This is a genomic window from Nocardiopsis sp. JB363, assembly GCF_900143625.1.
Lineage (GTDB): Bacteria > Actinomycetota > Actinomycetes > Streptosporangiales > Streptosporangiaceae > Nocardiopsis.
In genome coordinates this window covers 24,603-35,266 of the sequence record NZ_FRFF01000114.1, presented here as the reverse complement: position 1 = coordinate 35,266, position 10,664 = coordinate 24,603, and the positions used below count along the sequence as shown (strand labels likewise).

Here is a 10,664-nt window from a genome sequence, read left to right as displayed (position 1 = left end):
GCGACCACCGAGATCTCGACCTCTCTCTACGTCGGCAGCGTCAGTTGTGTTTAAGAGACAGCCCGAGAAAGGCCCACATCAACCACACAACCTCTCACCAGGGCCATCGCCACCCGAGAGGCAGATAAAAACATCAAGAAAATACCTCTAAATCCTCCCTTAAAAGGCAAATCGATACATTCTTACTTTGACTTTTAGAGAGCTATTCTGTTCGATGGAACATCCCCCATCCGACGCTCTACAATTCTGCTTCATTCACGCGGAAGAAGTCTTCTCTGAACGATGGGAAGAATGGGAACACCGAACCAGACCCAACCGATCCATGACATCTCCCCTCCCCCGGAAGCGCCATCCTCCTTCTTTCCTCCCATCGACACCGCTCCGCACAGCCGCAGCAAGGCCACTCGGCTGCTCAGCGCGGGCACCTACCTCGATCCCGCGTTCCGGGACACCGTCATCACCGAGTTGGTCGAGCACCCCGAACGACTGGTTCCACCCTCACTGGGCTACAACGTGGCGACCGTCCTCGGACACGCACTACGGGCCCGGAACCTGGAACTGGGGACCGCCGCCCTGATCCTGCTGATCTGGGGAACCGGCGCGGCGATCATCACCATGAACATCCCGCCCCCGAGCCTGGACCTGTTCACGGGCTCGGCCCCGGACGAGGCGGGGCTGAGCGCCACGCTCCTCAGCTGTCTGTTCTCCTTCACCCTGGCGAGTCTGCTTTCCTTGGCCCGGCGATCACCACGCGGACAGAGCCGGTCCACCCTGGTGGCCGACGGCCCAGGGAATCCACCGACCGGCCGGTTCCGCAGGTTCCGTTTTGTACTCCTGCCGCTGACCATCTGGTACTTGATGGCGTTCTCAGCGCTCATGGTGCTGTCAGCGTTCATGGGGGGGTCGATCTTCAAGGGTCTGGCGGTCCTGTCCCTACCGGCGCTGCTGCTCTTGGTGGGGACCTGGCACCGACTCACGCTCTCCAAGATCCTGTGGACGGAGCTGTCCCGCGACGGGTTCACCGGGGCCCCTCCGCAGACCTTCCGTACGCCGTTCACCTCCCGGCGCGAGAAGATCCTGGCGGCGATCGACACCGAGCAGTTCTCTCCGCTGGCCCTGTACAACGAGGACGAACCGTTCCTGGGCGCCGGAGTGCCGCACAAACCCTGGTCCCTGACGCTGGAACTGAGGCCGCGGCCCGACGCACCGACGGTCCCCGAACGTCTGGACGGCCGCCGGGTGCTCGACCTGATCGTTCCCCGGCTGGCCGAACTCACCGAACGCTCCACGCGCACCAGCCAGGACCGGCTCAACGGACTGGAACTGCAGGAGTGCGTCTTCCTGCCGAGCGACCTGCCAGAGGGGCTGCGCCGTACCACCCTGCCCTACCGGGACACCGACGTGCGCACGCATCTGGCGGAGTCCACCGGGGAGGGCGCCGAACAGCGGCGACACTTCCTGCGTATTCGGGTGGGCGGTTGGCAGGAAGAAGTCGTGACCACCATCTTCTTGCGCGTGCACACCCAGGGCGACCTCCTCGTCCTGGAGGTGTTGCCCTACGTCCTGGCCCCACCGCGGTCGAGCTTCCACCAGGTGGACGACCTCACCGAACGATCGACCCGGCTACGGCTGTCGACGCTGGCCGCCGCACCGGCGGTGACGATCGCCGCCGTGTTCTCGGGGGTGAACGCCCTCCGGTCCTGGAGGCGCGAATGGTGGCACTCCACCGCCCACCTTCCCCTTGAAGGGCCCCGGGTCAGCATCAGGGAAGCGGGCGCGCGCGACACCCGGTCGATGTTCCAGGAGATGGACATCAACCGCTACATCACCACCATTCAGGACCGCATCACCTCCGGCACCCACCAAGCCCTCGCCGAGGCCGGCTACATGACCGACGAGTTCCAACAGCAAGTGGTCAACGTCGGTGGCGGCGGGGTGTTCGTCGGCGGCTCCATGGCCGGATCGATCGCCACCGGAATCGGAGCCCAAGCGAACACCGCCGACGCTCCCCCTCACACGGAACAGGGGTAGGGATGACGCACACCAACGACGACGACCGGACCGACGCGGGCTCGGTCTTCATTGGCGGATCGGTGCGCGGCGGAGCGTTCTCCACCGGGGCCGGAAGCGACGCTCGAACCTCCGCTCCCGCGAGCCGGAACGACGTACCACCTCGACCCGACCGGCAGGTCGCTCCTTGGCCCGCGCCGGTCGGAGACCACTCCGCCGGTTCGGTGGTCATCGGCGGCGACGCCGAGGGCCTGTCCATCGCCACCGGCGACAACAGCACGGCGCGAACCGACGTCACCCCCGAGGATGAGCGGTTCCAAGAGCTGTTGGAGCAGATCCGGCTGTTGCGCGGGCAACTGCCCCTGCTCGCCGACACCTCCGAGGTGACCGTGGTCGAGACCGAACTGGCCGAGGCCGAGCTGGCGATCACCCAGAGCGGTATCGCCGACCAAGGGCTGCTGCGCCGGCTGTGGGAGCGGCTGTCCCCCGGGAACACGGCCTTGGGGGCTCTGGCCTCCGCGGTCACGCTGGCGGACATGGCCCGACGTCTACTGACCTGAGGAAGGACCGATGTCAAAGAACCTGCGTTGGGACGCCGAACGGCAGCGTTGGGTCTTCTCCCCAGGGTTCCCCGGTGGATCCGTCTCCATTCGATCGGTATCCGACTATCCGGTCCGATCGTTCACGGTTCTGGGGCTCCTGGCCGTCCTGGTGCTGACCGCGATGTTCCTTCTCCCCGACGACCTCCTCACCTCGGGCGGTCCCTCCGACGGCGAAGAGGAGAGTGCTGCCAGCAGCACCTCCGAACCAGAGGAGGACCCCACGGAGTCCCCACCCGGCGACAAGCCCACGAAAGACCCTGACGAGGGCGAGGAGGAAGCCGCACCCGACGACTACTGGCTTCAGGAGGACGAGCAGGGGTTCGATCTGCTCGTGCCCGAGGGTTGGAGCCGTGAGGAGGACCTGTTCGCGGATGGCACTTTCAAGGTCTTCTTCACCCCGAACTCTCGACGCCATTTCCTCCAGGTCAGAACGTTCGGTCCCGACATCACCCATCCCGGGCAGGCGCTGGACCGGTTGGAGAGCGACGCGGGGTCCCTCCCCGAGTTCGATAAGGAGGACCGGAACACGGGAGCGGGACAGGAATCGGACGAGGTGCTCTCCTACCGCTACAAGCACGACGTGCATGGTTCCTACCGGGTATTCGCGCGCGCTCTCCTCGGTGAGGACGGCCAAATGTACGCGATTCTGGCCGCCGGCCCCGGGCGGGAGTACAACGGTGTCCACGACCGTTTCGTGGGGAGCGCCTACTCCTTCCATGCGGGCGGGGACGACCAGTCCTGACCGCGGCCCGGAGGGTGCCGTGCCGGTAGGTACGACACCGCCCGTGGCGCGGGTGCATGGGAGGCCCACCCGGTCGGATCAGGTGTCCCCGACGGCCCCGCAGTCGCCCATCTCACGGGCCTGTTCCAGATCGTAGGCGTCCTGAGGCAGTCCCTCGGGACGATCCCCCTCGGGGAGTCCGTCACCGTAGTCCGGGGTGAAGGTGTATTCGTCCAGACAGTGCGCCGGAGCCACCGCGCGATACCACAGCGGCCAGGCCTCCAGTTCGTCGGCGCCGGCGTCGAAGAAGCCCACCTCGCCGAAGTGGGAGACGACCATGCGGGTGGACACCTTCTCTCCGGGACGGGCCACAGGGTGGACGACGGTGAACTCGGTGACCACCGACAAGTAGTCCAGGCCGTACTCGTCGACGGCTTCCTCCGCCCGCATCTCACCGTCCACCCGCACCTCGTCGCCGATGGGTTCGGCGGTGTTGGCGGTGAGGTTGTAGGTCAGGTGCCGGGAGTTGAGATCGGGGTCGGGATTGGTGAGCTCCTCCAGGTACCAGTCCAGCGCCTGGCCTTCGAGCAGTTCCACGAAGGCACCGTTGTCCTCACCGAAGACCGCGTCCTGGTTCAGGTAGGTGGCGTTCAGGAGCTCCTGGGTCCGTTCGTAGGAATCGGCGACCTGGTCGGCGGAGTAGGGCCCGACCGCCGCGGCCTCTGGGAGGTCGGGGAAGCCCTCTCCGTACTCCTCGGCGGGGCTACCCGCGAAGGGATCGTCCCGGTCGAGCTGTTCGTAGGGGGCGAGGGGATCGGCGGGAACGTCGGCATAGCGGGCGAGCCCGTCCAGGGTGTCCTGCGCGATGGCGCAGCCGGTGAGGCCGAGCACCAGCAGGACCGCCATCCCGGGGGCAACGGAGGCGCGTGTGTTCATGAGGGATGCTTTCGTTGACTTATGGCCGCTTTCGGCGACAAGCGAACCTAGCCGGCCCAGAGGCGGGTTCACCAGCCGATATCGGCCACGCTTGCGTCACGTTCCCTCGCCCCATGCCCCGAAGGAGCGATCCCGTGTACGCCGGGCCACCCCGCTACCCCGACTCACCCAGGAGACGGTGTGGGCGTCGCCGGGACGACCCCGTCCACGGAACCGGTCGAGGGCGAATCCGTCCGATTCACATCCACCGAAAGGCCCTTCCCGTCGGGGTTTCGGCCACGGGAGGGCCGGCTTCGTCGTGCTCGGATGTGAGTCGGGGGTGGCGCTGAACAGAATTGTACGTACACTCTGTACGGACAATACGTGAACCGGCCCCGAGGCATGCCGAACGACGGGCCCCTTCGAACGGACACTCATGCGTGACGACCACGGGTCTGTGGTTCCCCTCTACCACTGGCTGACCAAGATCCCCGGCGGAACCATGCTGGTCCCGCTGGTCCTGGGCTCGATCCTGGGTACCTTCGCCCCGGGCGCGCTCGACATCGGCAGCTTCACCACGGCGCTGTTCAAGGACAGCGCGATGCCGCTCATCGCCCTCCTGATCTTCGCGACCGGCACCCAGGTCACCCTCCGCACTAGCGGCCCCGTCCTGGCCACCACCGGTGTGGTGCTCCTGGGCAAGAGCGTCGTACCCGGCCTGCTCATCATCGCCCTGGCCATGGTCACCGGCCCCGAGGGTGTCCTCGGTGTGTCGATCCTGGCGATGATCGCCGCCGCCACCAACGCCAACGGCGGCCTATGGCTGGCCATCACCGGCCAATACGGGCGCACCAAGGACCGCGGCGCCTACATCGCCGGCGCCGTCAACGACGGCCCGTTCTTCGCCCTGCTGTTCATCGGCGCCTCCGGGCTCGGCCAGATCCCCTTCATGACCCTGCTCGCCGCCATCCTGCCGTTCCTGCTGGGTGTGGTGATCGGCAACGTGGACGCCCAGTGGCGCGATGTGCTCAAGCCCGTGCCCGGCATCGTCATCCCGTTCTTCGCCTTCGCCCTGGGCACCGGCATCGACCTGGGCGACGTCGTCCGCGGTGGCCTGGGTGGAATCGTCATGGGCGTGGTGATCGTCCTGTTCACCGGCGGACTGGTCTACCTCGGATACCGCTTCCTGCTGCGCCGCGGCGGGGAATCCGGGGTCGGGTTCGCCGCCGGCACCACGTCGGGCAACGCCGTGGCCACCCCGGCCATCGTCGCCGCCGCCGACCCGTCCTTCGCCGCCTATGTCGGCACCGCCACCTCCCAGGTCGCCGCGAGTGTGCTGGTGACCGCCCTGCTCGCGCCGCTGGTCACCACCTGGGCGCTGCGTCGCGCCGGCTCCCGACCCGCCGAGGCCGAACGAGCCGAGCAGGCCGAACACGAACGAGCCGAGGACTCCACGGACACCACCACGAAGGAGAGCGAGTCATGAGCGCCACCGCTCAGAACGCACCGTCCGCACCGCACATCGCCGTGGTCGCCGACGACCTCACCGGCGCGGGAGACACCGCCGTCCAGTTCGTGCGCGCCGGCTGGCGCACCGAACTCCAGCTGACCCCGGCCGACGCCACCGCCGACGTCGTCGCCGTGACCACCGACTCCCGCGCCTTGTCCGACGAGCGGGCCGCGGAGACGGCCGCCGCCGAGGTGCGCCGGCTGCGCGAGGCCGGAACGAGGCTGCTGTACAAGAAGGTGGACTCCACGCTGCGCGGCCCCATCCGGGCCGAGATCGACGGCGCCCTATCGGAGTGGCACCCCGGCTCGGTCGCCGTGGTCTGCCCGGCCTTCCCCGCCAACGGCCGCATCGTCCGCGACGGGGTTCTGCTGGTGGACGGGGTGGAGGTGCACCGCACCGCCGTGGGCTCCGACCCCGTCTCCCCGGTGACCGAGAGCCGCGTCGCCGAACTGTTGGACGCACGACACGTACGCCTGAGCGGAGCCGAACCCGAGCAGGACGCCGAACAACTGCGCGCCGCCGGACCGGTCGCGGTGGTCGACGCCGAGAGCGACGAGGACCTCGCCCGGTTGGCCGCGGCCATCACGCTCCTGGGCGAGCGCGTCCTCCCGGTCGGTTCGGCCGGTCTGGCGACCCGGCTCGCCGAGTCCTGGCGCCCCATGCGCGAACCCGCCCCCGCCCTGGTGGTGGTGACCTCGCTGCACCAGGCCGCCCGCGGCCAGGTACGGGAGCTGGTCGTGGACGAGTGGACCCGCGTGGAGCAGCCCACCACCGTCGACCTGGGCGACGACGAGGCGTGGCGGTCCTGGTCCGACAAGGTCGTGGCCGACTTCGACCCCACCTGCCCGCACACCGCGCTGGTCGCGCCCGACGACCGCGACGGTGGGCTGTCCCCCGCGCTCGTGGCACGCCGGTTCGGCACGCTGGCCTCGCGTCTGGCCGAGCTGTATCCGTTGTCCGGCTTCGTCGTCACCGGAGGGGACGGCGCCCGCGCCCTCACCGAGGCGCTCCGGGCACGCTCCATCACCCTGACCGGTGAGGTCGCCCCCGGTATCCCGCTGGGCACCCTCACCGGAGGCCCTCACGAGGGGCGCTCCATCGTCACCAAGGCCGGGGGCTTCGGCAGCCCCAACGCCCTCATCGAGGCCGCCGACGCGGTCCGCCACACGAAAGGCACCAACGCATGAGCCACCGCCCCACCCTCGCGGTCACCCTCGGCGACGTCGCCGGAATCGGCCCGGAGATCACCGCCAAGTCCCTGCTGCACCACCCGGAGGTCCGCGAGTACTCCCGGCCGGTGGTCGTCGGTGACGTCGACGCGCTGCGCAACGCCGTCACCGCGGTGGGCGGGGACCCCGCCGCGGTCAACCCGGTGGACTCCCCCGCCGACGCGGCCGACGACCCCTCGGTGATCGACATCGTGCAGACCGGCCCCTCCCTGGGCCACGTGCCCCCGGGGGAACTGAGCGCCGAGGCCGGTGACGGAGCCGCCCGATTCGTGATCGAGGCGGTCGACCTGGCCAAGCGCGGCCTGGTCGAGGGCATCGTCACCCCGCCGCTGAACAAGGCCGCCATGCACCAGGGCGGTCACAACTGGCCGGGCCACACCGAACTGCTCGCCCACGAATTCGGGGTACGGGACTACAGCCTCGTGCTGTCCGCCGGAGAGCTGTCCTTCTTCCACCTGACCACACACGTGTCGCTGCGGCGGGCGATCGAGGACGTCACCAAGGAACGGACCCTGGAGGTGCTGCGGCTGATGGGCGCCTTCGCCCGCGCGCAGGGCTCCCCCGACGAGCCCATCGGTGTGGCCGGACTCAACCCGCACGCCGGTGAGAACCGGCTGTTCGGCGACGAGGACGCCGACATCCTCGCCCCGGCGATCGAACTCGCCCGCGCCGAGGGCATCAACGCGCACGGACCGATCCCCGCCGACGCACTCATCCCCGCGGCGGTTCGCGGAAACTGGAAGCTGGTGGCGGTCTGCTACCACGACCAGGGGCACGCGCCGTTCAAGGCGGTCTACGGCGACGACGGGGTCAACATCACCGCGGGGCTGCCCGTGGTTCGGGTGTCGGTGGACCACGGCACCGCCTTCGACATCGCCGGGCAGGGGATCGCCCGTGAGGCGAGCCTGGTGTTGGCGCTGCGTCGGGCCGCCGAACTCGCACCGGGCTGGGGCCACGTCTGGCGGGCGACACGCTCCGAGTCCTGACCCCGCACGGCCGGGCCACGGGCCACCCGTGTGCCGCACCCCGATTGGGCACGGCGCCGACCTGAACCCGCACGGCCAGGCCAAGGGTCACCCGTTCTCGAACGGGTGGCCCTTCCACTCCAGGGCGGGCGCCGATCCGTCCCAGGGGCGGGTGTCCCTTTCCGTTGACTGCCTAGAATGACCGTCATGCCTGTCGACCGTTCCGACCCGCGCCCACTGCACTCCCAGGTGGCGGACGTGCTGCGCGCACAGATCCAGGACCACTCGATCGCCCCCGGGGAGACCCTGCCCAGCGAGGCCGTCCTGCGCGAACGCTTCGGTGTCTCGCGCAGCGTCGTGCGTCAGGCGCTGTCGACCCTGGAGGACGAGGGCGTGGTCCGACGTCCGCACGGCCGGGCCGCGGTCGCGGCGGTGCGCACCGAACACCACCGCCTCGTGCAACGGGTGACCGGCCTGTTCGACCAGTTCTCCGCCGAGGGACTCGCCCTCTCCACGAAGGTGGTCTCCCTCGACCCGGTGCGCTCGGGTGTCCCGTCCGCCGAGGAACACCTGGGCACGCGTTCACTGCTGCGCCTGGAGCGGGTGCGTTCGGTGGACGGCGACCCCCTGTCCTACGTGCGCACCTGGCTGCCCGCGGACCGCTTCACCGGGTTGGACGCGGCGATGCTGACCGACTCCTCACTGCACCGGATCATGGAGTCGCGCTTCGGTGTCGTCCCCTCCGGTGGCCGACGCCAGATCCGGGCCGTCCCCGCCGACCCGGGGATCGCCCGAGAGCTCGGTGTTCCCGAGAACTCCCCGCTGCTGCTCCTGGAGGGCGGCACCTTCGACCGATCCGGCGCCCCGGTGGAGTGGTTCGAGAGCTGGCATCGGTCGGATCGGGTGGTCTTCGACATCGAGGCCGCCGGATCCACCGAACAGGTGAACATCGCGCCGGGGCCGTCCCTGGCCCGCCCCGACCGGAGCCGGCCCCAGGGCCAGACCCCGGACACGGACACGGGGTTGGAGCGAGCGCTCTCCCTCGCCGACGAGCTGCGTTCGGAGCTGGACCGCCTGCGCGGCTGAGAAGGCGAAGCGGGGTGGGCCCGGCCGGGCCCACCCCTCGTTCAAGTGCGGGGGTCAGCCGCAGTGCTCGTTCGGGAACGTCTGGGTCTCGGTGCCGATCGTGCCGCCCCAGTCGATGCACTTGCCCGCGGCCGCCACGTAGACCGGGCCCGCGTAGGTGGTGTAGTCGTCGGAGTCGATGATCCAGTCGGAGCTGCCGCTCACACGGATCATCGCCTCCACCAGGGTGGTGGTCCCGGCGACCGTGCGCACGGTGGTCACACAGTTGTGACCGGTGGAGTTGTTGTAGGTCAGGAAGATGGTGCCTCGGTCCGAGGACAGGTCATAGCTGTTGATGACGGCGTAACCGTCCCCGCAGGCACCGTTGTAGTCCGCTGCCGCCGCCGCGGGTGAGGCCGCGCCGACCAGCGAGGCGGCACCGATCCCGGCCGCCGCCACCAGCGCGAAGGTCCTTCGAACGAGCTTGCTCATGTCTTCTCCTCCATGCGGGTCAGCCGCAGTTGGTCTCATCGTCCCCGCCGTTCTGATCCGAGATGATCCCGGACCAGTCCACGCACTTGCCGGCGGCGTTCAGGTAGACCGGGCCGGCGTAGGTGGTGTAGTGGCCCGGGTCCTCCACGATCGTGGACTGGTCACCGGCGACGCGGAGGGCCGCGTTCATGAACGTCACCGGTTGCCCCGGATTGTTGCGGACCGTCACCACGCAGTTCTGTCCGGTGGAGTTGTTGTAGGTCAGGAACACCGTCCCCAACCCGCCCACGTCGTCCTGGTTGACGACCCCGAACCCGCTGCCGCAGGCGTCGTTGTACGTGGCGGCCGACGCGGGCGAGGCCGCGACCCACAGGGCCGTGGTCGTGAACACCGCCGCCCCCGCGATGGCGAGAGACCTCTTGGCGAGCTTCCTCATGTCTTCTCCTCCGTGCGGGTCAGCCGCAGTTCTTGCCGTTCTCGAAGTTGTTCTCGCCGTCGATGAAGCCGTGCCAGTCGACACAGACTCCCGGGGCGTGCACGTAGACCGGGCCCGCGTAGGTCGTGTACTGATCGGCGTCCTGGATCGCGTCCTTCGGGTCATCGGTCGTGCGCTTGATCCGGATCCCCATCTCCACCGCGTCACCGGGGGTGTTGCGCACGGTGACTGCGCATTTGTAGCCGCTGGAATCGTTGTGGGTGAGGAAAGCGGTGCCCTCGTTACCCAGTTCCAGCTTGCTGATGACGGCGTATCCGCTGCCGCAGGCGTCGTTGTACGCGGCCGCGTGGGCCGGGGAAGCGATCAGGACCCCCGTGGCCGCCAGCCCCAGAGCCGCGGCGACGGCGGCTCCACGAAGTGCACTCATGCACGTACTCCTTTGCTCTCGCCCCCGTGAGGAGACGAGAGGAAGCGTGCCACGAGACCCTTGCGTCCGCCATTTGTTTTTCTTACAACAGGGTTTTATGAACTCGCTACCCAAAGAAACCCGATACCGAATTCAGCGCACATTCCGAACATACAACCGAATTCACCTGCGACAATGCCCTATAAACCGTCCGTAATCGAGGAGCCCTGTTCTCCACGCTCCGTCCGAGCTCGTTGCCACATGTGGCCACCAGGACAAGGCCCCCGCGGAGCGTTCGCTCCGCGGGGGCCAC

Annotated in this window: 11 protein-coding genes; 7 read left to right on the top strand and 4 right to left on the bottom strand. The window is 68.7% G+C overall.

Annotated features, from left to right (window positions below; translation table 11 throughout):
• The first annotated feature begins 291 nt into the window (after positions 1 to 291).
• Genes BQ8420_RS17190 through BQ8420_RS17180 form a run of 3 tightly spaced genes read left to right on the top strand, consistent with a single transcriptional unit; the run spans position 292 to position 3,354 of the window.
• Positions 292 to 2,031 (top strand): hypothetical protein, encoded by a 1,740-nt coding sequence (locus BQ8420_RS17190; protein ID WP_087100144.1) that lies wholly within the window; start codon positions 292 to 294, stop codon positions 2,029 to 2,031.
• A gap of 2 nt (positions 2,032 to 2,033) precedes the next feature.
• Positions 2,034 to 2,570, top strand: coding sequence for a hypothetical protein (locus tag BQ8420_RS17185; RefSeq protein WP_087100143.1), 537 nt, complete (start codon positions 2,034 to 2,036; stop codon positions 2,568 to 2,570).
• 10 nt (positions 2,571 to 2,580) lie between these two features.
• Complete coding sequence (locus BQ8420_RS17180) at positions 2,581 to 3,354, top strand: hypothetical protein (protein ID WP_087100142.1); 774 nt, start codon at positions 2,581 to 2,583, stop codon at positions 3,352 to 3,354.
• A 78-nt stretch (positions 3,355 to 3,432) separates the two neighbouring features.
• On the opposite strand, the gene BQ8420_RS17175 is transcribed toward BQ8420_RS17180, so the two are convergent.
• Positions 3,433 to 4,269, bottom strand: a complete 837-nt coding sequence (locus BQ8420_RS17175) for a hypothetical protein (RefSeq protein ID WP_087100141.1) — start codon at positions 4,267 to 4,269, stop codon at positions 3,433 to 3,435.
• A 415-nt stretch (positions 4,270 to 4,684) separates the two neighbouring features.
• Here BQ8420_RS17175 and BQ8420_RS17170 point away from each other — a divergent pair, with 415 nt between their 5' ends.
• The 4 genes from BQ8420_RS17170 (at position 4,685) to BQ8420_RS17155 (ending at position 9,038) form a co-directional block, all read left to right on the top strand.
• Positions 4,685 to 5,734 carry a 2-keto-3-deoxygluconate permease gene (locus tag BQ8420_RS17170; protein ID WP_087100140.1) on the top strand — a complete coding sequence of 350 codons (1,050 nt, stop codon included), beginning with the start codon at positions 4,685 to 4,687 and terminating at the stop codon, positions 5,732 to 5,734.
• Positions 5,731 to 6,945 carry a four-carbon acid sugar kinase family protein gene (locus tag BQ8420_RS17165; RefSeq protein ID WP_087100139.1) on the top strand — a complete coding sequence of 405 codons (1,215 nt, stop codon included), beginning with the start codon at positions 5,731 to 5,733 and terminating at the stop codon, positions 6,943 to 6,945. The genes BQ8420_RS17170 and BQ8420_RS17165 overlap by 4 nt, the downstream gene beginning before the upstream one ends.
• On the top strand, positions 6,942 to 7,973 hold the full coding sequence (gene pdxA, locus BQ8420_RS17160) for a 4-hydroxythreonine-4-phosphate dehydrogenase PdxA (protein ID WP_087100138.1): 1,032 nt from the start codon (positions 6,942 to 6,944) through the stop codon (positions 7,971 to 7,973). Before BQ8420_RS17165 ends, pdxA begins: the two co-directional genes overlap by 4 nt.
• A gap of 177 nt (positions 7,974 to 8,150) precedes the next feature.
• Positions 8,151 to 9,038, top strand: a complete 888-nt coding sequence (locus BQ8420_RS17155) for a GntR family transcriptional regulator (RefSeq protein ID WP_087100137.1) — start codon at positions 8,151 to 8,153, stop codon at positions 9,036 to 9,038.
• Positions 9,039 to 9,092: 54 nt separating this feature from the next.
• Here BQ8420_RS17155 and BQ8420_RS17150 read toward each other — a convergent pair whose 3' ends face one another.
• The 3 genes from BQ8420_RS17150 to BQ8420_RS17140 are packed head-to-tail and all read right to left on the bottom strand — an operon-like array spanning position 9,093 to position 10,372.
• A complete protein-coding gene (locus BQ8420_RS17150; RefSeq protein WP_087100136.1) occupies positions 9,093 to 9,509 on the bottom strand; it encodes a spore-associated protein A in 417 nt (138 codons plus the stop codon).
• 19 nt (positions 9,510 to 9,528) lie between these two features.
• On the bottom strand, positions 9,529 to 9,945 hold the full coding sequence (locus tag BQ8420_RS17145; RefSeq protein ID WP_087100135.1) for a spore-associated protein A: 417 nt from the start codon (positions 9,943 to 9,945) through the stop codon (positions 9,529 to 9,531).
• Positions 9,946 to 9,964: 19 nt separating this feature from the next.
• Positions 9,965 to 10,372: a hypothetical protein gene (locus tag BQ8420_RS17140; protein WP_087100134.1), complete on the bottom strand. Its 408-nt coding sequence runs from the start codon at positions 10,370 to 10,372 to the stop codon at positions 9,965 to 9,967.
• Positions 10,373 to 10,664 lie beyond the last annotated feature (292 nt).

Excerpts from the sequence above, each read along its gene's own strand:
- BQ8420_RS17175 (WP_087100141.1), bottom strand. The coding sequence starts at position 4,269 with ATGAACACACGCGCCTCCGTTGCCCCCGGGATGGCGGTCCTGCTGGTG.
- BQ8420_RS17145 (WP_087100135.1), bottom strand. The coding sequence starts at position 9,945 with ATGAGGAAGCTCGCCAAGAGGTCTCTCGCCATCGCGGGGGCGGCGGTG.
- BQ8420_RS17185 (WP_087100143.1), top strand. The coding sequence starts at position 2,034 with ATGACGCACACCAACGACGACGACCGGACCGACGCGGGCTCGGTCTTC.
- BQ8420_RS17190 (WP_087100144.1), top strand. The coding sequence starts at position 292 with ATGGGAACACCGAACCAGACCCAACCGATCCATGACATCTCCCCTCCC.
- BQ8420_RS17155 (WP_087100137.1), top strand. The coding sequence starts at position 8,151 with ATGACCGTCATGCCTGTCGACCGTTCCGACCCGCGCCCACTGCACTCC.
- BQ8420_RS17170 (WP_087100140.1), top strand. The coding sequence starts at position 4,685 with ATGCGTGACGACCACGGGTCTGTGGTTCCCCTCTACCACTGGCTGACC.
- BQ8420_RS17150 (WP_087100136.1), bottom strand. The coding sequence starts at position 9,509 with ATGAGCAAGCTCGTTCGAAGGACCTTCGCGCTGGTGGCGGCGGCCGGG.
- BQ8420_RS17140 (WP_087100134.1), bottom strand. The coding sequence starts at position 10,372 with ATGAGTGCACTTCGTGGAGCCGCCGTCGCCGCGGCTCTGGGGCTGGCG.
- pdxA (WP_087100138.1), top strand. The coding sequence starts at position 6,942 with ATGAGCCACCGCCCCACCCTCGCGGTCACCCTCGGCGACGTCGCCGGA.
- BQ8420_RS17165 (WP_087100139.1), top strand. The coding sequence starts at position 5,731 with ATGAGCGCCACCGCTCAGAACGCACCGTCCGCACCGCACATCGCCGTG.
- BQ8420_RS17180 (WP_087100142.1), top strand. The coding sequence starts at position 2,581 with ATGTCAAAGAACCTGCGTTGGGACGCCGAACGGCAGCGTTGGGTCTTC.